Origin of the sequence: Leptothoe kymatousa TAU-MAC 1615, from assembly GCF_018739865.1 — a bacterium.
In the GTDB taxonomy this organism is placed as follows: domain Bacteria; phylum Cyanobacteriota; class Cyanobacteriia; order Phormidesmidales; family Phormidesmidaceae; genus Leptothoe; species Leptothoe kymatousa.
Window position 1 is genome coordinate 430,381 of record NZ_JADOER010000004.1, and the last position, 23,338, is coordinate 453,718.

At 51.4% G+C, this 23,338-nt stretch carries 21 protein-coding genes; 13 read left to right on the forward strand and 8 right to left on the reverse strand.

Annotated features, from left to right (window positions below; genetic code table 11):
* Positions 1–100: 100 nt before the first annotated feature.
* The 5 genes from IXB28_RS04295 (at position 101) to IXB28_RS04315 (ending at position 4,816) form a co-directional block, all read left to right on the forward strand.
* On the forward strand, positions 101–1,279 hold the full coding sequence (locus IXB28_RS04295; RefSeq protein ID WP_215617304.1) for an MFS transporter: 1,179 nt from the start codon (positions 101–103) through the stop codon (positions 1,277–1,279).
* Between the two features lie 42 nt (positions 1,280–1,321).
* Positions 1,322–1,552, forward strand: coding sequence for a YdeI/OmpD-associated family protein (locus IXB28_RS16505; RefSeq protein WP_246559605.1), 231 nt, complete (start codon positions 1,322–1,324; stop codon positions 1,550–1,552).
* 114 nt (positions 1,553–1,666) lie between these two features.
* Complete coding sequence (locus IXB28_RS04305; protein WP_215617306.1) at positions 1,667–2,149, forward strand: MOSC domain-containing protein; 483 nt, start codon at positions 1,667–1,669, stop codon at positions 2,147–2,149.
* 342 nt (positions 2,150–2,491) lie between these two features.
* Entirely contained in the window at positions 2,492–3,286 is a 795-nt protein-coding gene (locus IXB28_RS04310; RefSeq protein WP_215617307.1) for an ADP-ribosylglycohydrolase family protein, read from the forward strand.
* 1,230 nt (positions 3,287–4,516) lie between these two features.
* Positions 4,517–4,816, forward strand: coding sequence for an RNA recognition motif domain-containing protein (locus IXB28_RS04315; protein ID WP_215617308.1), 300 nt, complete (start codon positions 4,517–4,519; stop codon positions 4,814–4,816).
* 202 nt (positions 4,817–5,018) lie between these two features.
* Here IXB28_RS04315 and IXB28_RS04320 read toward each other — a convergent pair whose 3' ends face one another.
* The 3 genes from IXB28_RS04320 to IXB28_RS04330 all read right to left on the reverse strand — a co-directional run bounded on the left by IXB28_RS04320 (position 5,019) and on the right by IXB28_RS04330 (position 8,936).
* Positions 5,019–5,624: a DNA-3-methyladenine glycosylase family protein gene (locus tag IXB28_RS04320; RefSeq protein WP_215617309.1), complete on the reverse strand. Its 606-nt coding sequence runs from the start codon at positions 5,622–5,624 to the stop codon at positions 5,019–5,021.
* Between the two features lie 306 nt (positions 5,625–5,930).
* Positions 5,931–6,149: a DUF2811 domain-containing protein gene (locus tag IXB28_RS04325; RefSeq protein WP_215617310.1), complete on the reverse strand. Its 219-nt coding sequence runs from the start codon at positions 6,147–6,149 to the stop codon at positions 5,931–5,933.
* A 510-nt stretch (positions 6,150–6,659) separates the two neighbouring features.
* Entirely contained in the window at positions 6,660–8,936 is a 2,277-nt protein-coding gene (locus IXB28_RS04330; protein WP_215617311.1) for a transglycosylase domain-containing protein, read from the reverse strand.
* Positions 8,937–9,311: 375 nt separating this feature from the next.
* Between IXB28_RS04330 and IXB28_RS04335 the strand changes: the two genes are divergently transcribed.
* Entirely contained in the window at positions 9,312–10,691 is a 1,380-nt protein-coding gene (locus tag IXB28_RS04335) for a glycosyltransferase (RefSeq protein WP_215617312.1), read from the forward strand.
* A 185-nt stretch (positions 10,692–10,876) separates the two neighbouring features.
* On the opposite strand, the gene lspA is transcribed toward IXB28_RS04335, so the two are convergent.
* The gene (lspA, locus tag IXB28_RS04340) at positions 10,877–11,374 is read right to left on the reverse strand and encodes a signal peptidase II (protein WP_215617313.1); all 498 of its coding nucleotides are present in this window, start codon (positions 11,372–11,374) and stop codon (positions 10,877–10,879) included.
* A gap of 36 nt (positions 11,375–11,410) precedes the next feature.
* Positions 11,411–12,007: a biotin transporter BioY gene (locus tag IXB28_RS04345; protein ID WP_215617314.1), complete on the reverse strand. Its 597-nt coding sequence runs from the start codon at positions 12,005–12,007 to the stop codon at positions 11,411–11,413.
* Between the two features lie 389 nt (positions 12,008–12,396).
* On the opposite strand from IXB28_RS04345, the gene hemB reads away from it, so the two are divergent.
* The 5 genes from hemB to IXB28_RS04370 all read left to right on the forward strand — a co-directional run bounded on the left by hemB (position 12,397) and on the right by IXB28_RS04370 (position 17,818).
* Positions 12,397–13,383, forward strand: a complete 987-nt coding sequence (hemB, locus tag IXB28_RS04350; RefSeq protein ID WP_215617315.1) for a porphobilinogen synthase — start codon at positions 12,397–12,399, stop codon at positions 13,381–13,383.
* 135 nt (positions 13,384–13,518) lie between these two features.
* Positions 13,519–13,839 (forward strand): metal-sensing transcriptional repressor, encoded by a 321-nt coding sequence (locus IXB28_RS04355; protein WP_216862955.1) that lies wholly within the window; start codon positions 13,519–13,521, stop codon positions 13,837–13,839.
* Positions 13,840–14,222: 383 nt separating this feature from the next.
* A complete protein-coding gene (locus IXB28_RS04360) occupies positions 14,223–14,939 on the forward strand; it encodes a biliverdin-producing heme oxygenase (RefSeq protein ID WP_215617316.1) in 717 nt (238 codons plus the stop codon).
* Positions 14,940–15,395: 456 nt separating this feature from the next.
* Complete coding sequence (locus IXB28_RS04365) at positions 15,396–15,938, forward strand: hypothetical protein (protein ID WP_215617317.1); 543 nt, start codon at positions 15,396–15,398, stop codon at positions 15,936–15,938.
* Between the two features lie 101 nt (positions 15,939–16,039).
* On the forward strand, positions 16,040–17,818 hold the full coding sequence (locus IXB28_RS04370; RefSeq protein ID WP_246559606.1) for a peptidoglycan D,D-transpeptidase FtsI family protein: 1,779 nt from the start codon (positions 16,040–16,042) through the stop codon (positions 17,816–17,818).
* Here the strand turns inward: IXB28_RS04370 and gmk are convergent.
* Positions 17,757–18,416 (reverse strand): guanylate kinase, encoded by a 660-nt coding sequence (gene gmk, locus IXB28_RS04375; protein WP_215617318.1) that lies wholly within the window; start codon positions 18,414–18,416, stop codon positions 17,757–17,759. The genes IXB28_RS04370 and gmk overlap by 62 nt on opposite strands.
* 174 nt (positions 18,417–18,590) lie before the next feature.
* Positions 18,591–19,325: a phycocyanobilin:ferredoxin oxidoreductase gene (locus tag IXB28_RS04380; RefSeq protein WP_215617319.1), complete on the reverse strand. Its 735-nt coding sequence runs from the start codon at positions 19,323–19,325 to the stop codon at positions 18,591–18,593.
* A gap of 520 nt (positions 19,326–19,845) precedes the next feature.
* Between IXB28_RS04380 and IXB28_RS04385 the strand changes: the two genes are divergently transcribed.
* Entirely contained in the window at positions 19,846–21,789 is a 1,944-nt protein-coding gene (locus IXB28_RS04385) for a tetratricopeptide repeat protein (protein WP_215617320.1), read from the forward strand.
* A 49-nt stretch (positions 21,790–21,838) separates the two neighbouring features.
* Here IXB28_RS04385 and IXB28_RS04390 read toward each other — a convergent pair whose 3' ends face one another.
* Positions 21,839–22,219: a hypothetical protein gene (locus IXB28_RS04390; RefSeq protein ID WP_215617321.1), complete on the reverse strand. Its 381-nt coding sequence runs from the start codon at positions 22,217–22,219 to the stop codon at positions 21,839–21,841.
* 227 nt (positions 22,220–22,446) lie between these two features.
* On the opposite strand from IXB28_RS04390, the gene IXB28_RS04395 reads away from it, so the two are divergent.
* Entirely contained in the window at positions 22,447–23,289 is an 843-nt protein-coding gene (locus IXB28_RS04395) for a lipopolysaccharide assembly protein LapA domain-containing protein (protein ID WP_215617322.1), read from the forward strand.
* Positions 23,290–23,338 lie beyond the last annotated feature (49 nt).

Sequence of the window (23,338 nt, forward strand, 5' to 3'; positions counted from 1 at the left end):
CGTTCTCCCCATTTATCCCATCGATGGCCATACTACAAGCCATCAATAGCCCCCACGGGATCACCATGCTAGGCTCAAACCCTACGCATCCACCCATCCCATGAAATCCGCCAAAACCCAGGTCGCCATCCTCGCCCTTTGCCAAGCAACGGCCATGACCACCAACACCGTCATGGTCACCGTTGCCGCCCTCATTGGCTATGCCCTGGCCACCGACAAAGCCCTGGCCACCCTACCCCTAGCCGTGCGCCAGGTGGCTACCATGGTGGCCACCATCCCCGCCTCTTTACTGATGCAGCGCATGGGCCGACGGGGCGGTTTTCTGGCCGGTGCCTGCATCGGTGCGATGGGTGCCGTCCTAGGCATTTATAGCCTCACCCAGGCCAGCTTTTTTCTGTTTAACCTAGCCATGGGGCTGTTGGGGGTGTCCAATAGCTTTGTTGGCTACTACCGCTTTGCCGCTGCCGATGTGGCCGACGAAGCCTTTCGGCCCCAGGCAATTTCCTGGGTGCTGGCGGGGGGCATTCTGGCCGCTATTTTGGGTCCGTGGGTGGCAACGGGTTCCCAGGGCTGGTTCAATGGCGAACTCTACATCGGTGCCCTGGTTGCCATGCTGGGGCTGCAGCTGCTGACGGGGTTCTTGTTGCTTGGTTTAAATATGCCTGCCCCTGCGACCAACCATCGGTCCACCCGCACCCGGCCATTGATCCAAATTATGCGACAGCCAACATTTTTGGTGGCCACCCTGGGCAGCACCGTCAGCTATAGCATCATGGTGTTTGTGATGACCGCCACCCCCCTAGCCATGGCAGCGGTTGAGCATTCCTTTGACCAAACCGCATCGGTGATTCAGTGGCATGTGTTGGGCATGTTTGCCCCATCGTTAATAACGGGCTGGTTAATTAAACGCCTGGGGGTGCTGCGGATTATTTTGACGGGCACCGTGCTTACCCTGGCCTGCATGGGGCTCAACTTGGCGGGCACCACATTTTGGCATTTTGCCATGGCCCTGTTGCTGCTGGGGCTGGGCTGGAATTTTATGTATGTGGGGGCCACCACGCTACTGACCGAAACCCACACCCCTGAAGAAAAGGGAAAAGTGCAGGCGGTGCATGATTTTATTATGTTTAGCTTTGTTGCCCTGGCCACGTTTCTGGCGGGGAGAGTGTTCCACCGATTCGACTGGGCGCTCCTAAATCAGCTAAGCTGGCCCATTGTTTTGTGTACGTTGCTGGTGGTGCTATGGCTACAACGGTGGCGAAAGCAAACGGTCGCCTAGGGGAACGGCGCAAAAATAAATATTTTATGGCGTGAGTGGCCGGTGGCAAACCATATTGATGGCCTACCTCGTAAGCTAGACGCAGACCGTACCATGCTGTTGTTGTCCCCCCGTCGAGCCAAAAGTCCCTGGTCGAAACTGAATAAAGATCGGGTGACCAAAATGGAGGCCCAAGGGCTGATGACCCCCGCCGGTCAGACCAAGATCGATCAAGCGAAAGCCGATGGCTCGTGGCGCCAAACGACCGGCCACCCGACAAAAGCGCATCGCTAAAACAGTGGCACGTGCGGCTCAAAATATTAAGGCAAATGGATAAAGCTGGGGAGGGCTCTCAATCTCGGGTATATAAGAGGAGCTGTTATTGGCGTATTTTTTCTCTCGAACGCTATGGCTGTGCCAGCATCAGGTCGCATCCTTCACATTAATATTTCCGATGGCGGTACGCCGAAGTTGCCGATTCCAACGGTGGATATTGGTGTTGATGGTTTGGTGGGAGACCGCCAGAAAAATCTTAAATACCATGGTGGGCCTGACCGGGCCGTGTGTCTCTGGTCCGCTGAAATTATTCAGATGTTGCAAACTGAGGGCCATCCGATTCACCCCGGGAGTGCGGGGGAAAATATTACGGTGGAAGGTCTGCCTTGGCAGGATCTACAGCCCGATACTCTTTTGCAAGTAGGCGATACGGTGCGTTTGATGATTACTGACTATGCCGCCCCCTGTCGGACGATTGGGAAATGTTTTAGCGATCGCAAATACAGCCGCATCAGCCAAAAACATTTCCCCGGCACCAGCCGTCTCTATGCTCGGGTGCTCACCCCCGGCACCGTTGCCGTTGGCAATTCCATCTTTGTTCCCAACGCCCCCTAACCCCTGGGGCTACCAACCAGCTGCCGCAACAAACCGCCTGGGGCGCACTAGGGCAACTATCAAAAGCAGCGGTCTGCGGCACCAAAACAGCCGCTATCCATTGCAACAGCAACCTAGCACCAGGATAGGGCCATGCCAATTTACATATCCATTACTAAAGTTATGGAATAATGTTAAATCCAAACAAATTGTTTTCCTCACCCCAGAGACAGCCTATTCCAGCGTCTGCCCTAGGACATTTGCAGGATATTTATCAGTTTTTGATAGCAACATTATCCCAGTTGTTCACATATACGCTAGAATGCTGTAGCGAAGAATGTCAATGACACACAAAATTAGAATATGCTTGGAGCAATTCTTGGAGATGCGATTGGCTCTGCCCATCAGCGTATTAAGATCCAAGATTTTGAAATCATCTCTCCAGATAGTCACTGGACAGAGAACACTATCTTCATGTTAGCTACCGCAGACTACTTGCTATATGGTGGTGACTATGAAGAAGCTTACGGTCGTTGGTACGAGTGGTATCCCAAGATCGCAGGCGGATATAACAACAGTTTTAGTAATTGGGTAGCGACAGATTGTTCGAAACCCTACTATAGCTGCCGCAATGATGGCGCCGTTAGGGTTATCCCCATTGCCTATGCCTTCGATACTTTGAAGGAAGTAATGGAAGAAGCAGAACGCTCTGCCACGGTTAGCCACAATCACCCTGAGGGGGTCAAAGGCGCCCAGATAACTGCGGTTGCGGTCTTCCTAGCCAAAACAGGCACGCCGAAAGAGACCATGGCCGCCCTGCTAACCAACATCTTTGGTTATGACTTTCAAACTCCTTACGAGTCTCTTCAAGAAAGTTATCAATATAGTACGCTGGCGCAGGACACCGTTGGGGCTGCGGTGATTGCATTTTTGGCGTCCAGTGACTTTGAAGATGCTATTCGCAAAGCCGTTGCGTTGGGGGGAGATGCAAAAACCCTAGCCGCCATCGCAGGGGGGATTGCAGAAGCGTTTTATCCAAAGATTTTGCCATCCTTACGCAAATGGGGGTTGACCCTCTTGGACGAAGGCCAACAGGATTTGATTACGGAATTTCGCTCCGAATATAGTCAGGATGTGGCCCCCGCCTACGCTGCCTAGGTTGGCGTTCTAGCCCTTGTTCTGCTTCTCCTCATCTATATCCTAGGGACCCAGGGCATTCTATTCCTGAACAGCCGTCAACGCCGTGGTTGCTCATCACTCCGTATAACCTCACCTGATTTCTTAATGTGTTATTTCAAGACCCAAGGGAGGCCCCTGCCTTTACCTTGGGTTCTTTTTTGCTAAATGATGCGATTTTCCAAGTCACGGAATGGTGGCATTGGCTAGTCATCGTCACAGAAAAAATAGCCGCAAAGAGAGACTGATCTAGAAGATCTTAAGAAAGCCTGAAAACTTAGTGCAGTTCGTGTCTCCCGCCTGAAAAGTCAGTGGGAGACACTTCTGTCGTTGTTTTAATTAAGGTTCCGTTAGGGATACCCATGCAAATATAAGATGCTGCTGTAAGCCTGGGCACCTGGTTCCTTTCCAAGGCTGCCGCTTATCCATAAGTCCTGGAGACTGGCGGTTGCCAAACCCCTCTAGCTCCCCTAGCTCCAAAGGACAGGCTACAGCCAACGCCAGGGGAGAAAAGGCACTTCCCTGGCGTTGGTGTATTCACAACTGGAAGCGGCTGGGCATCAGTATGACCAGTAGCGGTTTCCCTAAAGCCTTCCGGGCATGGGCCCTAATCCAAGTGATCCAGCCCCCTCCCTGACGGTTCCCCTAAGTCCACAGGCTAACGCCAACGAAGGGGAACCCAGTATCGCCAATCGCAGCGGTATCTTATTTTCATACGTTGCCTGTAAGGGTAACGCCTCTACCGACTGTTTTTACCCAGCTGTTTATGGGTGGACCGTTTTTCTAAATTATCCGATGGGTGTCTTTTTAGCGGGTCTTTTTCGCCAAAATTTAGGAGACTATTTTAAAAAATCATAGAATGCCAACAACTTTATGTGTAATGTTTGCCTGACAATAGACTCCGGAATGAAGGCGATAAAAGTTCTTTTCCTTACCGGTTTTTGAGCGTACAAACGACTGGTTTTTTTTCGTGCAGCTGCGCTATGTTAACGGTTCCCCAACCAAAAATTTTTAGCTTATTTGCCCGACTATCCCTACAGTCAGTGGCGATTTTTTTGCTGTGAGGGTTCCCAAAGCTTAAAACCAAATGTTAATATTCACCTTGAGTAAGTTTTCGGTAGAGAAGTAAGCTTTGTTGGGATTTCGATTTCAGTAATAGGGATATCTCCGTTTAACTCGCTACGTTGTTTTTTTGATTAAGGGGATTTCCTTATGTCTATTTATGTGGGCAATTTGTCCTATGATGTTACACGCGAAGATTTAGAGTCTGTTTTCAACGAATATGGCCGGGTAAACCGCGTCAGCTTGCCTATGGATCGCGAAGCTGATCGCCCCCGTGGTTTTGCTTTTGTTGAAATGGCTGCTAAGGACGATGAAGCTAAAGCCATTGAAGCGCTTAACGGTGCTGAGTGGATGGGCCGTGTGATGAAGGTCAATGAAGCTAGACCCCGCACGGCTGCTGCTGGCGGCAGTGGTGGTGGCGGTGGTAACTATCGTCGTAACTCTTTCTAAGGGGACAATAGAACCCCTGTAAGGACCACTGTAAAAGGTTGATTATGTCTGGCTTGGTTAAGGATGCTAGCTGTTTATTTTGCAGATTTGCAGATTATTCAACAGTAGGTTTTGCACAGTCAGCAAGATTAGGCTTTTAATGCAGATTCCCAATGGAGGGCGGTTTATGGAAACCGCCCTTTTTGGTGTGTCTGGTTCTTTTTTAGATAATGGGGGCATCGGCTTGGTGCCACATGTACAGGGCCAAGTAGGATCGATACGGGGCAAAGTGAGCTGCCGTTGAAATTGTTGTTTGGTTATTTGTTAGGGTTGCAAGACACTTGCAGGCTGTAGCATCTCCATCGGGCCAGATATCTGGGTCGCCAAAGTAAAAGATTCCCACCATATCTGCAGTCCATGGGCCTACGCCCCAAATTTTGGTGAGCTGCTGGGTGCGTTGTTTGTGGTCGAGGTTGCCTAATGTGGCCGCATCTATTTGGTGGGTGCGGTGGGCTAGGGCAATTTCTCCCATGGCTTTCGCTTTTGCTTTGGATAACCCACAGCTGCGTAGGGTTTCAGGGGACGCGGCGGTAAAATAATCCATTAGTGGTTGCCCCGCGGCTTGGGCTAGTACCCGCGCCCAAATTGATTGGGCGGCTTTGACCGATAGCTGTTGCCCGGCGACGGCGCGACAAAGACGCACGGGAAAAGGTACATCCTGGCGAGGGGCTAATGGTAATGGTCCGGCGGCTACGATCGCACGGGCTAGGTTGTCATTTATCTGCCGAGCGATCGCAACACATTGGCTATGTACTGTTTGGGCCTTCATGGCAAATCATCCTAAATTAGGGGCATTATCCCGATAATCTGTTCGTTGAGGAATATTCTGCCAGGGTGGCGTGATCCTGCAGGAGAGTCTTTTCCTAAACCCCATAATAAAAAAGCCTGGAACCATAGGTCCAGGCATAGGCTTGTTAAAAAGATCATGGCCTTGGGCATTGCAATCATGCTTTAAAGAGCTTTTTAGGCTTAAACCGTGAATTGGTTTTTTAACAGCTCCTTAGACACGTTAGTTAACTATCGGCAAACAAGGATTAGCCTGCGATCGCAAAGCCTGCTAAACAGTTTTGCTGTTTTACACAGCGCAGCCAAACAAACTATCTAAATACAGTCTGTTCACATGGGGCTGGGGGGCACCGTTTTGCATCAAAAAGAGAGAAAGCGCAGCCTGCATCACCCGTTCCTGACTCCAGAGCTCATGGGTATTCAAATAGTCTTGAATGGACACATGTAGGGCTTCAGGAATCTCAATCATCAGGCTAACGGTAGTGGTTGGATTGGTTGCAGAGGGCATAGGGATAACGTAGTTTGAATGGACAGTTACGACAAACTAACGCCTAACTAATAAAGCCTTGCCCAGCTGCTGTAATGAGGTTCGGAACAGCAGTATTGGACCCAGGACAACACTAATTAATCAGGTCGCTTGATTCAGTGGAGCTTCATTGTGCAGGAGACGATAGCAATCCGCAATGCCTGTTGGTCTTTAGAATCTTCTAATGAAAAAAAATACCTAACGAAACCAAGCGGGTTAGAACAATATTTTTGTTACTTTCCGTTACATTTAGGCTGCGATCCCTGCCTGTGTCGTTTTTCCACAGAATTGCTGAATGGTTGATAACGTCGTCATGGGCTGTGGAAAACCGCAGGGTAACTGGGGAAAAGCTTAGGAAAACCCTGGGGAAAAAATCGCCTATTGTTAAGAAAAATAAAGTCGTAAATTTACTGAGATCCGTCTTGATTTATACGAAATTTTTGGGCCCATATACGGGGTCCAAATCATTGCGGGGAAAGGTTTAGAAAGTTTTTACCTGACCACTTGGCCCATGTAGTTGCTCCATAGCTGGGCGGCCTGGGAGCTGCTGCCGTAGGTGGGGGCATTGTCGTCATTTCCTAGCCAGACACCGGTCACTAGGTCTGCGCTGGGGACAAACCCGATAAACCACAGGTCTATGCCATCGTTGGTGGTGCCGGTTTTGCCCGCCTCCCCCAGGCCCAGGTACGCACTGCGGCCGGTGCCCTCGCTGACGGTGCCCCGCATCATGGACGCCATGGTGCGGGCCGTATTCGGAGTCAGTACATCCTGGTTGATGTCGCCGGTGCTGTCCACCGAAAAGTCGAAGATAACGCGGCAGGTGCTGCGATCGCGATTGTTTTCGCAGTCACTACTATCCAATACCCGCTGAATCCCATGGGGACGATTCCACAAGCCATCGTTTGCGATCGCGCCCACGGCTCCGGTAATTTCCAGTGGGGTGACGCTACTTTGGCCCAATACCATCCCCGGCACCGGGTCCAAGTCCGACTCAATGCCCATGGTGCGGGCCAGGTTAGCGATGTTGTCCAACCCCGCTTCCTGAGCCACCCGCAGGGCCACCACATTTTCCGACAGGGCAAAGCCATCGTACATATCCAGAGAGCCACCGCCCGAACGGCAGCCTTGGTAAAACTGACCGCCCCAGTTCAAGTCATTACAGCTAAAGCTGGCACCGGCAGAAATGCCCTGTTCGAGGGCGCTGGCATAGGCAAATACCTTAAAGGTGGACCCTGGCTGACGAATGGCCTGGGAAGCCCGATTAAACTGGCTTTGGTTATAGTCGGCTCCGCCCACTAGGGCTTGGATTTCCCCCGTGGACGATTGCAGCGTTACCAGGGCTCCTTGGGAAAAACCATAGCGGCTCCCCAGGTTATCGATGCCCGTTTGCATCGAGGCCTCGGCCTGGGTTTGAACCGCTAAATTGAGGCTGGTTTCCACATAGAAATTGCCTTCCCGCGCCAGCCCAGCCCCCAAAATTTGGTCTAGCTCATCAAATATATAGCTATAAAAATAGGGGGCGCGAATACTTTGTAGCTGGCGCCGGGCAGCGGGACTAATTTCAATCCGCGATCGGCGGGCCCGACGGCCATCTTCCTGGTTGATCATCCCCAGGACAACCATGCGCTCGATCACGCGGTTGCGATAGTCCAGGGCATCATCGTAGCTTTGCACCGGGTTAAAGGCATTGGGGGCCGGTAAAATCCCCACCAGGGTGGCCGCTTCTTGAATATTCAGGTCCTTAGCCGATTTGCCAAAGTAAAACTGGGAGGCATCTTCAAACCCGTACAGGTTATTGCCCAGGTATACCCGGTTGAGATACAGCAGCATGATCCGGTTCTTGCTGTAAAACGTTTCGAGCTTGAGGGCCACAATCATTTCGCGAATTTTGCGCATGGCGCTGTCGTCGCTGCCCACATATTCGCGGTAAATGTTGCGCGCCATCTGCTGGGTAATGGTGCTGGCCCCTTCGCGGATAGAGCCACTGCTAAGGTTGGTTTTAGCGGCGCGGGCAATGCCCCAAGGGTCCACCCCCAGGTGCCAGTAATAGCGAGAATCTTCCGAGGCCACCACCGCCATGGGGAGATACTTGGAATAGTCTCGCAGCTTGTTTTTTTCAATGTGGGCCTGGTTATTAATCGGATTGATCAATACCCGATCGCCATTTTCATTGCCATATATGGATACAGGCCCCTGTACCGATTCGGGGATGGGCCGAATGGGAATTTTGGGCCATTCAATGGCTACTACCCAAAAGGCGGCCAGGGCAATGCTGCCGGTGATGCCATAGAGGCCGTAGCGAATGGTTTTGAGATACCAGGGGGCGGGGTTTTGAAACCGCACGGTAACGGCATCGTTGAGTTCTTTTGGCCCCAAACTGAGAATGTCTCCATCCTGGAGCTTAAAGGTTTTGAGCCGCTTTTTGCCGCAGTAGGTGCCGTTGGTGGATTTTTGGTCCTTGAGGATAAATGGAGTGCCTGGCTGGCTGCGATCGCGCGTCAACGTCAAATGGGTCTGACTCACCAGGGGGCTGCGCACCACAATGTCACAGCTCTTCGAACTCCGTCCCAGCACATAGTGATCGCCCACCAAATCATAGACCTGGCGTTGGCTTTCATAGTCCACCACCAGCTTCGGCACCCGGGCCCCAGGTTTCAACGCCAGTTTGTTGAAATCCACCCGGGCAACATTTTGAATCACCTGGGTCATCGTCCCCAGGATGGTGCGCGGTGGCGTCGTCGGCGAATTACGGCGGGGCGGCTGAGTCATTCCTGGACGTAGCGATTTTAGAGAAACAAATTAAGCATATTGATGGTATAGCAAACGTCCTGATGTATGAGGGTGTTTGCGTGTCACATTGGCGTTGTAGCTTAATGCTTTTAAGGGATATGGTGTGTCCTAACCAATGTGACCAACGCTGTAACTATTCCACCTGAGCCCGAGGCCCCTGAACTGGTTATTACAGCTATAGCAAAAATAACCAGGATTGCGGACATCATGCCACAGCTCACCTGATTTGCCCACGTTATCTAAATCTTTTCTAAGTCTATGGAGGGATGACAGTCCCCATGTCTATTTTGACCGGTCCTTGATAGACAATGGTTAAAGTAGTACTTCACATGCTATTTCAGCCCACTTGTTTGGATGAAAATTCTTTTTCTACACCCCAATTTCCCGGCTCAGTTTCGTCAGGTAGCGACTCTATTGGGGGCCGATCCAGCTCACCAGGTTGTCTTTATTACCGCCTGCGAAACCGGCCAAATATCCGGGGTGCAGAAGGTCCTTTATCGGCCGTCCCGTCAGGTGAGTGAAACTACCCATCCCTATGTTCGTGAGTTTGAAGGCTCTGTCTTGGCTGGGCAAGCCGCCTGGCGTGTTGCCGATCAGTTAAAGACGAAATATGGTTTTGCACCGGATGTGATTTATTCCCATGTGGGGTGGGGACCGGGACTATTTATGCGAGATTTGTTCCCTAAGGCTCGCTACATTGGCTTTTTTGAGTGGTACTACCGTGTATGTGGCTCAGATTTTGACTTTGACCCGGCTGAACTCAATAACGCCGACAACATAGCGCGGCTGCGGGTGAAAAATGCCTCTATTTTGATTGAGTTGGCGAACTGTGATGCTGGTTTGGTACCCACCCATTGGCAAAAACAACAGTTTCCGGCTGAATTTCATCCCAAACTGATAGTTTTGCACGATGGTATCGACACCACATTTTGTCAGCCTAAGCCCGATGCTAAATTAGTTCTGCCCCCGGTACCGACGCAGACTGTGCCCACCGATAAGGGGGCAATTAGTAAAAGGTCTAAAGGGAATACCGGTAAGGGATTTGGCGTTCAGTCGTCGAATAAGAAAAAGCCAGCCCTCTCGTCTACTGAACGCATTCAGCAAGCCTTTCAGAAAAATGGTTTGGACCTGTCCCATACCCCTGAAGTTGTGACCTATGTTGCCCGTGGCATGGAGCCTTATCGAGGCTTTCCCCAATTTATGGCGGCTATTGCTCAGGTGCAAAAAATGAGATCGCACTGCCATGTTGTTGTCGTGGGCCAAGACCGAGTAGCTTATGGCTCTTCCTTGCCAGATGGTCGCACTTATCGCGAAAAAGCTTTACAGGAAATTGATTTAGACCAATCCCGCCTGCATTTTACTGGTTCCCTGACCTACAATCAGCTGCTTCAGGTTTACCAAGCTTCTTCGGTGCACGTGTATTTGACCTTTCCCTTTGTACTTTCCTGGTCCATGTTAGAAGCCATGGCTTGTGGCTGTGTGGTGTTGGGTTCAAAAACTCCCCCTGTGGAAGAGGTGATTCGCGACGGTGTAAATGGATTTCTTATAGACTTTTGGGATATCAACGCCATTGCCGAAAAAATTAATGACCTTTTAGACCGACAACAGGACCTAGGCGATATACGTCATCAGGCAAGGGCCACTATCCTGGATAGATATGACCTGAAAAAATTGTTGCCGCAACATGTTGACTTTCTAGCAGGAAACCAGAAAAAACAGGAAGAAATTAAGTAGGCCAATCACATAGGACACATTAACCTTGAGCCTGTGGCTGTCAGTTAGACCTTTACAAGGATTGAGCCTTTAGTCTGAGTTTATGCAGCTCAGCCCAAAGGCGATTGATGAATCTAAATTTCAGGATGTTGGTCATGCTGTGTCTGGTGTGAGTTCAAATATCTGGCTATTGCCTCAAACATCCCCTAAGAATGTTTCCCTTCCTGTTGGGCCGTCACCAAAATCGCAATTAACAAGCAGATGATGCCTACATTGATCCAAATATCCGCCAGATTGAAGACGGGAAATCGGGTAATGGGAAATGCCTGAATAAAATCCACCACTTCCCCCGCCTTCACCCGGTCAATGCCATTGCCCAAGGCCCCGGCCAAAATAAACCCCCAACCAGCCCGCTCCCAGCGGTCTTCAATGCGCATCAGCAGACCATAGCCAGCGATGCCGATACTCACAATTACCGACAGCCAGGGCAGCACCCAACGGCAGCCATCGCCACTACAAATGCTCCAGGCCGCGCCCCGGTTGAGCACATAGGTAAAGTTTAAGACTCCAGGAATAATGGGCACGGGTTGACCCAGGGTGAAATTTTGCACCACCCAATGCTTCGTAATCTGATCGAGGAAAAGTCCAATAAAGGCAGCCACCCAGAAGAGGCGATTAATTTGATTTCTCCGTAATCTGGTCATGCTGCGATAACGCTACCTATAAATAAATAGAACAACCTAGTAAAACATCACCTTACGCATTCCATAGGCGAGTACCGAAACGGCACAGACTAATACGAGTTGGCCAGGAATGGGCGCAATTGAATAGGTGAAAATTGCATTAGCCAGAGACGGCGTATTCTCACCAGTCCACTGTAATACATAGGCCAGGGGCAAATACACCAATCCCACCCCATGAATTGTCGCTAACCCGCCCAAACAGCTCAGGGCCAAATTTTCTAACTTCAAGGTTTCTAAAAAGGCCAAATACCCACAAACCCAGGCGGCTGGAATAAATCCTAGAAGGTAGCCAAAGCTAGGTTCTCTCAGGTAGCTCACACCACCGCCCTGGGTAAACACTTGAAGATCAAAGGCCTGAAAAAGCACAATACCTAGGCTTAGATAGGCAATCTGAGATAAGGCCGCCGCATTTTTACCCCCCAGACACCCAATTAGCAAGACCGCCCCCACCTGAAAACTTACGCCCAGAGAAATTACCGCAAATCCGTTACCCCAATGCCATGGCACGTCGGTAATGAAGACTTCTAACCAGGTCCCTCCGATGGTCAAAATTAAACCAATTAATGCCCAGAGCAACTCTGCCGTTGCAAACACTGACCCATTCCTCACGCTGACGGTGGCTTATTCTATCGTTTCTGGTGGTGCGCAAAGTGGTGTTTTTTCGCATGGTGCTGGCCTTGGCCTGCCATGGCACTCAAACCACTGGTGGGCTGGCAAGCCTAAGATTTAGGATCAAATTTAGTGAAGCGTAAAGGGGCAAACGAGATCAAGCGTCACTGTTAACCCCTCACGCTTGATCAAGGCAGAATCCCAATTTTTAGCTTTGACGCTGCCCTAGACCATCGCCCAAACCGAGCCTAGGGTGACTGTCCCGCATGAATACTGTCGAACGTTACTTTTTTTAATGTCTCTGAAAATACACCCCCAACCAGGTTTTAGACTGGTTTTCTGACCCTTTTACATGGCTCTCTCTTTTTAAAAACATGTTTCCAACTCACCGCCCTCGTCGGTTGCGCAGCCATCCCCAATTGCGCCGCATGGTTCGCGAGAACATTGTGACCACCAGCGACTTTATCTATCCGCTGTTTGCGGTTCCCGGTGAGGGGGTGGCTAATGAAGTGAAGTCCATGCCCGGTGTTTACCAGCTTTCGATAGACAAAATCGTAGAAGAAGCGAAGGAAGTCTACGATTTGGGAATTCCATCCATCATTCTCTTCGGCATTCCTGAAGGCAAGGATGATGACGCCACCGGCGCATGGCACGATTGCGGCATTGTGCAAAAGGCTACGGAAGCGGTGAAAAAAGCTGTCCCCGATTTGGTGGTCAGCGTCGATACCTGCCTCTGTGAGTACACCCCCCACGGCCATTGTGGATACCTAGAGGTGGGGGACTTGACCGGGCGAGTGCTCAACGACCCAACCCTAGAACTCCTCAAGAAGACCGCCGTCTCCCAGGCGAATGCAGGGGCTGACATTATTGCGCCTTCTGGCATGATGGATGGCTTTGTGGGGGCAATTCGCTCTGGTCTAGACGAAGCCGGGTTTGAAAATATTCCGATCATGTCTTACGCCGCCAAGTATGCATCCTCCTACTACGGACCTTTTCGGGATGTGGCAGAGTCCGCCCCTCAGTTTGGCGATCGGCGTACGTATCAGATGGATCCGGCTAATGGTAAGGAAGCCATCAAAGAAATTGAGCTGGATATTACTGAAGGCGCAGATATGCTGATGGTGAAACCAGCGCTGGCCTATATGGATATCATTTGGCGAGTGAAGGAAGCGACTAACCTCCCGGTGGCGGCCTATAACGTATCGGGTGAATATTCCATGGTGAAAGCGGCCGCGTTGAATGGCTGGGTGGATGAAGAGAAACTCGTGATGGAAACCATGATGAGCTTCAAGCGGTCAGGGGCTGATTTAATTCTGACTTACCATGCTAAGGACGTTGCTCGCTGGCTGAAGGGACAGTAGGCCAGTCGTCGAATGCATAAAAATTAATCAGGGTGACAAAACCCTATGTAGACGTAACAATAATTAACGAACATTCGCCACCGTGAATGTTCGTTATTTTTTTATCTACTGCTATCCACCTATTAGGTTTAACCCTTGAGCATCTCGCCCGATATCCGCCCCCACTCCCACGATTCCCATGGCCATACCCACAGTGAGGAATCCCTCAAACGTATTGTCAATCGTCTATCCCGGATTGAGGGGCATGTCAGGGGGATCAAAACAATGGTTCATGAAGGCAGAGCCTGCCCGGATGTATTGGTACAGGTCGCGGCTGTGCGAGGAGCCCTAGATCGGGTGGCACGGCTGATTTTAGATGAACACATTAGCGAGTGTATTAGCCGTGCCGTCACTGAAGGCAACATAGAAGAGGAGTTGACTGAGCTAAAAGCGGCCCTAGATCGTTTTTTTGATTAGGTCTGTGCGATGGCAATTGGCTAACGTGTAAACCGGTTGCAACTCAGATTTTTAGAATTGTGCTTGAAAAGTTTCAAAAGATTGCGAAATGATACAAAAGTGACATTTTTGAGGCTGCTGTGAAGCCTAGGCAGAGATAGGGTTATGTCCGTTGAAGCAGGCTCAGGACGGTCTCTTGGTCGTTTGAGTACGTAAAAAAATGTAATGAAAAGCCTCATCAAAACAGTCTAGGGTTCAAATATGGCGATGTCCCGATGGCTAAAGCGGTTCCTGTTTTGGGTGGGGTTGAGTTTTATTCGACCTCTCATCTCAGTGCCCCTTAGTTCGTCGTCACGCGCAGCGGACGATATCAAACTCCATTTAACGTCGAGATAGTTTTTAGTATGAGCAGCAATTTAGCCGAAAAGCTCAAGAAGGGTACGCAGAAAGCGCACACAATGGCCGAGAACGTAGGCTTTGTTCGCTGTTTTTTGCGTGGTGTAGTTGAGAAAAAGTCTTACCGCAAGCTGGTGGGTAACTTTTACTATATTTACGCTGCCATGGAAGAAGAGCTAGAGCGCCATAAGGCGCATCCGGTGGTTTCTTCGGTTTACTACCCTGAGCTCTATCGCAAGGAAACCTTGGAAACTGATCTGGCTTATTACTATGGCCCCAACTGGAAGGAGCAAATTTCCCTTTCTCCAGCTGGGCAGGCCTATGTAGATCGCATTCGCCAGGTGTCCAATGAGGCTCCTGAATTGCTAGTGGGTCACTCCTACACTCGTTACCTGGGTGATTTGTCCGGTGGGCAAATCCTTAAGAACATTGCCCAGCGTGCTATGAACCTAGCCGATGATGAAGGGGTGGCGTTTTATGAGTTCCCCACCATTGAAGATGAAGGGGCTTTTAAGGATAATTATCGCAGCACCATTAATGCAGCTCCTGTAGACGAAGCGATGGCCGATCGCATCGTGGAGGAAGCTAATGATGCCTTTGGTATCAATATGCATTTGTTCAAAGAACTGGAAGGCAACCTGGTCAAGGCCATTGGTCAAATGCTATTCAATAGCCTTACCCGTGGTCGCCGCCGGGGTAGCACTGAGTTGGCTACGGCTGAGTAATAGGGTATTGCTACGGCAATAATGACCAGCGGGGCAGGCTCTCTTTTTGAAGGGCCTGCCCTTTGTTTTCCCTATGGGTTGGGGCCTGGGTGCGGTAGATGTATCTAGTAAGACCTTCGTGCCAGGGTTTCTACTGTTTAAATCTGCTGGCGGAGGCTTGTATCTTGAGTTATGTGCGTGAAACTGTAGGCTAGGGCTTGTTCTTTAGAAAGGACTCGGGTAGCATGGGGCTCACTTCTACATCGGTTTAGATGAGATCGCATCAATCTATCCTGATTACTAGCAAGTGAACTAGAAAAACTCTTATTAGCCATCAGCAATTTCGTATTGGTACCAAAGAACACTTGGGAGACCTGGGTTTTCTGCTATCTTTTGTTGGTGTGTGTGTAAACGTAACCACAACGAGCGTGGCTAGCGATCGCACGTGGGGAAAATTGGTGATTAAGGAGCAATCAAGTGGGGTTTGCCGTTAGGGTTGACGCAGATGGAGCCAGACACAATGACGGCTCTAGTCAAAGCAATTTAGTATCACTGCACTCCCCATCCCATGTGGCTGGAGCGCAGTCTATTCCCGATGCCGTACACAGTCCGGCATCTAAACCGTCGACTCCGGCCGAAGTTAAACAGCTGCCCACAGCGCCACGTTTGCCCCTGGGGTTAAAGCTTCTGGTGGGGTTGCAACAGGGGTCTACTATTTTTACCGGCGGTTTGGTGGCAGCTGCCCTAGTCATTTACAGTTGGACGGTTTATCTAGACAAAAGCGTCGCTCGAGCCTTTCGAGAGTTAGAAGTCCTCAAGGTTTCGACTCAGCAGGTGACCACCGTCAATGAAACTCTGAAGCACAGTATGGCGGAGCAAGCAGAATCCCCAACAGCTGGATTTAAACCGTTTGAGCCTAAGCGTGCTATCTTCTTGGCACCCGCACCTGTTCGGCCCTCCGTAGAGCATGCTCCAATGCCTGAAGCACCTGCTCCGATGTCGCATCCTTTGGGTTACTAAAACTAGCTAACCCGATGACAATTATGGGGTATGCGATGGGTCCGTTCCATGCACCAATCGGCTGAAGATACTCAGCTGGTTGCGCTATTTTGGCGCTAATCATGGGATCAACGGGTGTCCCTTACCTATTGTTGTATCCGTTTATGGTCACGCAGCCATCTAATCCCTTCCAGCGTCCACCGGCCCGTCGGCCTCGCCACTTAGCCTCGCCACGCTTTCGGCTAGTGACCGTTTGGGCCTTTTTGGTGCTGGTGATGCTAGGTCTGAGTGCTCGGCTGATACGGCTGCAGCTGGTGATGGGGGATCAGCTTAAGGTCCAAGCCCAAGAGCAGCGCCAGAGTTTACCTCAAGTGCCCCGGGCCTCCCGCCGCCCCATTATTGATCGCCAGGCCAATGTGCTAGCGGTGGATCGGGTGGTTTACACCATTTATGCCCATCCCATGTTGTTTAGCCGCTCCCGAGAGGAAATGGCGGCGACCCTGGGAAATGTGCTCAATCGTTCTCAGGACACCCTGCTGCAACGATTTCAAGAACAGGAAACCGGAATTCAGGTTGCGGTTGATGTGTCTGAAGAACTGGCCGAGCGGCTGCGCAATTTGCGGCTAGACGGCCTAGATTTATTGCCCAGTCAGCAGCGTTTTTATCCCCAGCAGGCGCTAATGTCCCAGCTGGTGGGGTATATCAATTTGGAAGGCGAGCCCCAGGCTGGGTTGGAATATGCCCTGCAAGACCAGCTGCTATATGACCTGGAGGATGTGCCCTTTCCCAATAGTTTGCAGCAGCAGCAGCCCAATCGAGATGATTTAAGGCTACAGCTAACCTTGGATAGCCGTTTGCAGCGGGTGGCCCAGCGTAATTTAGATGCCACTGTGCGGCGCTACAGCGCTAAGCAGGGGGCGCTGATTGTGATGGATAGTCGGGATGGGGCGATTTTATCCCTGGCGGTTACGCCCACCTATGACCCCAATCGCTATTACGAAGCCAATGTGGAGCAGTTTAAGAACTGGGTCGTGAGCGATCTCTACGAGCCGGGGTCCACGTTTAAGCCAATTAATGTGGCCATTGCCCTAGAAGAAGGGTTAATTGTCCCAGATGAGTATATCTACGATGAAGGCAAGCTGGAGTATGACCAGTGGACCATTCAAAATGTCGATTACAAGGCCGTCGGTGGACGGGGATCGATCAACATTACCGATGTACTGCGCCATTCTAGCAACGTGGGCATGGTGCACATTATGGAGCGCTTAAAGCGGTCTGATTACTACAGTTGGTTGGAAAAAATGGGGCTGGGCTCTTCCACCGGCATTGAACTGCCCGCCGAGGCCTTGGCTCAGTTGAAAAGTCGTTCCCAGTTTGTGAATAACCCGGTGGAAGCGGCCACTACGGCCTTTGGCCAGGGGTTTTCGCTCAATCCTATTCAGCTGGCACAGCTCCATAGTGCCCTGGCCAATGGCGGGCAGTTAGTGAGTCCCCACGTTGTTCGTGGGCTGGTGGATCCAGAGGGCAACCTCGCCTGGCAGCCCCAGCGCCCCGATGGCAAAAAGCTATTTTCTAAAGAAACGACCCAGACCGTGGTCAAGATGATGGAAGCGGTGGTGGAGTCTGGGTCGGGCCAGCCAGCCCAGGTGGCTAACTATCGTTTGGGCGGTAAAACGGGGACAGCCCAAAAGGCGAATGAGTATGGCGAATATGGCGATGGTCGTTTGGTCAGCTTTGTGGGGATTTTGCCGGTTGAAAATCCTCGCTATGTGGTGCTAGCGGTGATTGATGAACCCTTGGGGGAAGATTCCTATGGGTCTACCGTGGCCGCTCCGTTGGTTAAATCTGTGGTGGAGTCTCTGGTGGTGATGGCTGGTGTGCCGCCGTCGACGGCTGAGTAAATACGGCAAGCTCTAGTTGTTTCACGGCGAGCTCCAGATCGTCGTTCAAAATTTGAATATCAAATTCCGACGCGGCCTGGATTTCTATCTGGGCTCGGGCCATGCGTTTTGCGATCGCATCATCCGAATCCTGGCCCCGTTCTCGAATTCTGGCTTCCAACTCTTCCACGCTGGGGGGCAACACAAAAATTTGCCGGGCGGCTGGCAGACTTTCCCGTACCTGGCGGGCCCCGTCCAATTCAATTTCTAAAATTACCGTATGGCCCCGGTCAATCATGTGTTCGAGGGGTTTGCGGGGGGTGCCGTAGAGATTGCCCGCAAACTCAGCCCATTCCAATAAGTCCCCCTGGGCCACCATCGCTTCAAATTCAGGTCTTGAAACAAAATAATAATGTTTGCCATTTTCTTCCCCTTCGCGGGGCTGACGGGTGGTGGCCGAAATGGATAGCTGAATGTCTGGGTGTTGCCCTAGCAAGTGGCGCAGCAAGGTGCCCTTACCCACACCGCTGGGGCCAGTAAAGACAATCAATTGCCCCGTCGGTTGGGATACCCTGTTTTTAGTGGCTTGGTCATTGGGGGGGACCGATGTCGAAGGCATGGCAAATCTCGAAAAAATAGCAGTGACACATCCTCAGGCCAGGCCCCTCTGGGCACCGATGCCTTCAGATCTCCGTTGTAGCAGATAGAGCCATAAAGCTCTGGACAATTTTGCTCCAGCAATGGCGCACTAGCCATGGCCGGGGAATGCCCGAAAACCTATGGTGCCCTGGAGTTACTCCGGAGGCAAGTCAAACAGCACCGTGGTCATGTAGCGCTCGGCCCAGTCTGAATCGAAGGCTTTTTCTAAAATGCGACGGGTTTTATCGTTTTGTTGCTGCTGGGTGCAATAGTTGCGTTGCCCCGCCAAAATGCTGGCCCGCTGGTTGGGGGTGGCCGGTGTGGCCACCGCCTGGTGGCAGTGCACGGTGAGATAGTGTTGGACCTGATCTAAAAAGCGGCGATGTTCCTGCTCATCAACGGGTTTGATAAAACAGCAATAGTCCGAAAAAATATGGCCCCAGCTGGGTAATTCCCTGGGTTGGGCATAGCCGGATGTGCCGGTGCCCTGTAGGGCCAGGTTATAGGCGGCTGGCAGCCCCTGGGGGCTGGTGGGGGACAGATCGACCACGGCGGCACTAATCTGACCGCGCCCGCTGACAATGTCGCAGCCAAACATGGGTAGAGCGTACTCGGGGCGGGGGAACATAACGCAGTGGAGAATGTCCAGATTGGGGCCCACCTTGGCTAGCTCTAGGTGTAATTTTCGAAATTCTGGAGTTTGATAACAGGAATTTTCAATGACCAGCCGTTCGCCCTCTAAACGGCTCTCGACATAGCCCAGGTCTGCCGGTAGATGGTAAGGCGATAGGTTCAGGGTGCGGTGCCAGGTCGCTTCAATAATATCAGCCAGTTCGGATATGACTGCATGCTGAGACTGGCGGATGGAAGACTTTACCGTAATCGACATGGATGAGTGTTCAGTTCACCTAGTAAATGGATTGGACTGCACCATTAGAAAACGGTATCGTCGCAGAAAAATAACCAACAGCCGTATTGACCTTAAGTATGACTGGCCGTTTACGAATTGCAATATGTCAACCGGTTACAGAGAGTTTGTACCCAGAATCAGCAATCCCGCTTAATCCATTTTACAGCAGTGCCTAGGCCTCAGACAGGATTACCGCTGTATGTGCCAAATCATCAGTCGATTCCTGATGTTGACTTTTTCGTGGGGAAAAGATGGATATGCAATTGTTTACTCCCTTAGGGATAGCTGTCGTTGCTGATTGAGAGGATAGATTGCTTCTGCTAACTCGCTTTGGAGCATTGAGTTTACAGAATACACCTTCTTAAATCCGATTGAGGATTAGCGACGACAAAGTTTAAGGGTCTTTCACAGGTTATCTCAACTGGTGTCTGAATGCTGGTTGTTTAATCGTGCCCTTACTTTTGTTGCCCGTTCTTTTCACACTTTTTTCGTCTGCGCTATGGTGGCCACGCAACTTAGAACTCGCCAGGTCTTGGGGTTAAATCAACGTCAGTATGAAGGCCTTAAAACCTCACTTCAGCTTAATCTCCGGCGTCAGCTTTTGATCGCAGTGTGCGACAGCGATACCCTGCAGCACCAGCTGGTGGATCGGCTCCGTTCAGATTTGGCCACCTTGAGTCCCGCTTTGGATGACTTTGGGTCTGTGGCCATAGAGCAGTTGACCTTTGACCCCCGTCAGCCAGATTTGGTGGTGCAGTTGGTGCACTGGCTGAAGCAAGCTCCTAAGCCTACGCCCCATTTGCAGGTGGTGGGTTTGGAGGCGATGACCCACCAGTCTATGCGATCGCAAAACCATTTCCTGCGGTCCCTGGAAAATATTCAATCCCTGCTACCCCATTTAGACAGCAGCCTGGTGATCTGGGTATCGTGGCCCTGGTACCGCACCCTAGAAAAATCTGCCCCCGAGTTTTGGCAGTGGCGCAGTGGTGTGTTCACCTTTGTGAGCGAACCCGTCAATGGGGTGCCGGAATCGGCTGCGACACCGATGGTGAATGGCCTTTACGGTGAAACCCCCACCAGTGAACCCGATGCGGACATTTGGCAAATTCTCAGTGAAGATTTAGCCCAGCTAGATCGGGCCTCTGGGGCTCAACAAGAGACCCAAACCGTGCCCCAGGAAGGGCGTTCCGTCGCTGCCGACGGCCCTGCACCAGCCGGTGGCACAAATATCATCAACTTGGAGAATCCCCTAGAATTTTTGGCCCAGCGGGAGAGTGAAGGGGCAGATGCGGCGGAACTCGTCGAGGGCTATCGCACCCTTGGGCATCACTATCGAGATGTGATTGAAGCGGGGACGATAACGCCCAACCTATTGGATATTGCCATTGCGACCTTTGATCGATATCTGCACTGGCTACCGGAAGGGGATACCCAGCGTGCTGCCGGGCTGAATGATCTAGGTACATTGCATTGGCTTCAGGCCCAACACCAACGCGATCGCACTGCCCTGGTGGCTGGCATGAAACACAGCGCCGACCTATACAAAACCGGGCTGCAATATGCGGATGCGGACGGCGAAATCAGCAGTCGTCTCCACGGCAATTTGGGGGCTGTGTACAGCGCATTAGCCAACTATGACGACTCCGTCACCCACCTCAAAGCAGCCGTGAATGCCTATCGTCAGGCCCTGCCCTTTAGCTCCATAGAAACCGCCCCTGAAGAATATGGCATGTTGCAAAACAGCCTGGGCTCCGTGTACTGGAAGCTGGCCTATTATGAGCAGCCCAAGTCCTACCTCCACCGTGCCATTGCCGCCTATAACGAAGCCCTACGCTGCCACAATCCTGAAACCTCTCCCCTAGACTATGCTGCCGTGCAAAACAATCTCGGCATTGCCTACTGGAGTTTATCGCGCCACGAACGGCCGATCTTTTTGCTCAAGCATGCCATTGCCGCCTACCGTGATGCGCTGAACTATCGGACGCCGGCAACGGATGCGGCCGCCTGTGCCAGCACCTATAACAATCTGGGCACCGCGTTTTGGGAATTGGCGAACCACCCTGAGGCCCCAGCCGATCCCCAGGGGCGCTATAAGCAAAACGCAGTGATTGCCTACGAAGCGGCCCTGAAAGCGTCGGAGTTGGCTCCCTCTAGTTTAGATTTAGCCTCCATTCGCCATTGTTTGGGCAGTATTTACGACAAAATGGCGCGGGGTATGGAAACCGACCCAGAACTGGTGGCGGCCCATTTAACCCGCGCCTTAGAACACTATGTCGTGGCGCTAAAAACCACACCGAAGGAGGCGGCCACCTACGAGCCTATGTTTAAGTCCCTGGTGCGCAATGTGTCTAGCCACTATGAACTCCTAGGCATGGATGGCCAAAAGCAGGCCATGAATCAGGTCCCCGCCGAACTGCTGCCTGAGGTGATGTTGAAGGTATAGGGCTGGGTATACACAGGCCCTGGAGACTAGCACTCACGAGGGAAGGCGATTATCCCTTAGAATTGGCCAGTTTTGGGGCTGATTTAGCTAATACGGCCTGCAGTTCCTTGGTTAGATCATTGTCGTTACGATGGGCCTCCCAAGGACCGCTGTGTTTGGCATCGAATTGCCATTGCCCGGTGATGTGATTGCCATCTTCTGAGACGGTGCCGCTATATTGGATGGTGTAGGTGGGGTTGTTGAAATATTGTTTGGAAAAGGTGATGCGTCGACCTGTGACGTCTCCCTGAATTTGAGCTTCTCCCAGGGGGCCATCGTCCATGGTGCGCCCACTTAGACTATTGTGGGCTTGGACAAAAGTGGCCTCGAAGCGAGTGGGAGTCTCTGCTTGCCAATAAGAGCCGAGCCAGGAACCGGTGAGTTCAGCCATTGCTATGTGTCCTCGCGCCAGCATTGCGCCATATCACTATTATTCTTGATTGTGCGATAACTGGCTTGATTTGGCGCGTTGATTTGGCGTTGATTTTATTGACCCGTTGATGGGGGCGTTGACGGTCTCCATAAAATTGAATAAATGCCCATATTTTCAGATGATAGATGGGCACTTCAGTTTCCCCAAGGCTGAGACCCTACTGTTCCTTTGTTACCCTTCGTCCCATGGCGTTGTTTCTTATTTTTGCCCTGTTGGTTGCATTTATTGCGATCGCATTTGCCCTCCAAAACGATCAGCTGATCAACATCAACCTTTTTGTCTGGCAGCTGCAGGATCAACATCTAGCCACCGTATTATTAGCCACCTCTGGGTTAGGCGTTTTGTTTGGCTTACTCGTCACCATTCCCGCCTTCCTCAAACGAGAGTGGCGGATCTCCCGCAGCAAAAAACAAACCCACAGTTTAGAAGATCAGCTCTTAGCTAAACAGCAGGAAGTCGAGAGCCAGACCCGCAGAGCTAGTACCCTACGCCACAGCTACCAAAATCTGCTGCAATCCCTAGACCTCCTCGATAACACCACCGGTTTCGTCAGCGATGCCGCCGTATCGCGCACCACCCGTTCCTTGCTGCAGCAAATGCCCCAGGGGCAGCTTCCGTCCGTTGGCCTATTGTTGGTGCAGCCCCAACCCCGCCAGAGCCTTGCCAGCGACCTCAAAAAAGAACAAGCCCTCTGGTCTGCCGTTGCCCAAATTTTGCAGCACAATTTAACCGTAGATGCCTGGTTATTTAGCAATAATCAAGGGCTATTCACCTGTAGCCTGACCGGGCTGGACCTAAAAGCCGTCAACCAATATGCAGAAACCCTACGGTCTGTCCTCACCAATGAGCCCGTAACCCTTAGCGATGGCACCCAAACGGCTTTGGATGTCAACATTGGCGGGGCGGTGACCGATACTGAACACCCCACCACCGATGAGCGGCTCCTAATCGCCAAGGCCGAAGAATCCCTGGCCCTAGCGCAGAAACGAGGTCGAAACCGTCTCCGTATTATCTGGGTAACCGATTAGGTGCTTTAGTCATGGATTCAGAATTTTTCTGTTAATTTTTTTACCAAGC

Excerpts from the sequence above, each read along its gene's own strand:
- IXB28_RS04390 (WP_215617321.1), bottom strand. The coding sequence starts at position 22,219 with ATGGCTGAACTCACCGGTTCCTGGCTCGGCTCTTATTGGCAAGCAGAG.
- IXB28_RS04370 (WP_246559606.1), top strand. The coding sequence starts at position 16,040 with ATGGGATCAACGGGTGTCCCTTACCTATTGTTGTATCCGTTTATGGTC.
- gmk (WP_215617318.1), bottom strand. The coding sequence starts at position 18,416 with ATGCCTTCGACATCGGTCCCCCCCAATGACCAAGCCACTAAAAACAGG.
- IXB28_RS04360 (WP_215617316.1), top strand. The coding sequence starts at position 14,223 with ATGAGCAGCAATTTAGCCGAAAAGCTCAAGAAGGGTACGCAGAAAGCG.
- IXB28_RS04380 (WP_215617319.1), bottom strand. The coding sequence starts at position 19,325 with ATGTCGATTACGGTAAAGTCTTCCATCCGCCAGTCTCAGCATGCAGTC.
- IXB28_RS04335 (WP_215617312.1), top strand. The coding sequence starts at position 9,312 with ATGAAAATTCTTTTTCTACACCCCAATTTCCCGGCTCAGTTTCGTCAG.
- IXB28_RS04320 (WP_215617309.1), bottom strand. The coding sequence starts at position 5,624 with ATGAAGGCCCAAACAGTACATAGCCAATGTGTTGCGATCGCTCGGCAG.
- IXB28_RS04295 (WP_215617304.1), top strand. The coding sequence starts at position 101 with ATGAAATCCGCCAAAACCCAGGTCGCCATCCTCGCCCTTTGCCAAGCA.
- hemB (WP_215617315.1), top strand. The coding sequence starts at position 12,397 with ATGTTTCCAACTCACCGCCCTCGTCGGTTGCGCAGCCATCCCCAATTG.
- IXB28_RS04310 (WP_215617307.1), top strand. The coding sequence starts at position 2,492 with ATGCTTGGAGCAATTCTTGGAGATGCGATTGGCTCTGCCCATCAGCGT.
- IXB28_RS04305 (WP_215617306.1), top strand. The coding sequence starts at position 1,667 with ATGGCTGTGCCAGCATCAGGTCGCATCCTTCACATTAATATTTCCGAT.
- IXB28_RS04395 (WP_215617322.1), top strand. The coding sequence starts at position 22,447 with ATGGCGTTGTTTCTTATTTTTGCCCTGTTGGTTGCATTTATTGCGATC.
- lspA (WP_215617313.1), bottom strand. The coding sequence starts at position 11,374 with ATGACCAGATTACGGAGAAATCAAATTAATCGCCTCTTCTGGGTGGCT.
- IXB28_RS04385 (WP_215617320.1), top strand. The coding sequence starts at position 19,846 with ATGGTGGCCACGCAACTTAGAACTCGCCAGGTCTTGGGGTTAAATCAA.
- IXB28_RS04325 (WP_215617310.1), bottom strand. The coding sequence starts at position 6,149 with ATGCCCTCTGCAACCAATCCAACCACTACCGTTAGCCTGATGATTGAG.
- IXB28_RS04330 (WP_215617311.1), bottom strand. The coding sequence starts at position 8,936 with ATGACTCAGCCGCCCCGCCGTAATTCGCCGACGACGCCACCGCGCACC.
- IXB28_RS04315 (WP_215617308.1), top strand. The coding sequence starts at position 4,517 with ATGTCTATTTATGTGGGCAATTTGTCCTATGATGTTACACGCGAAGAT.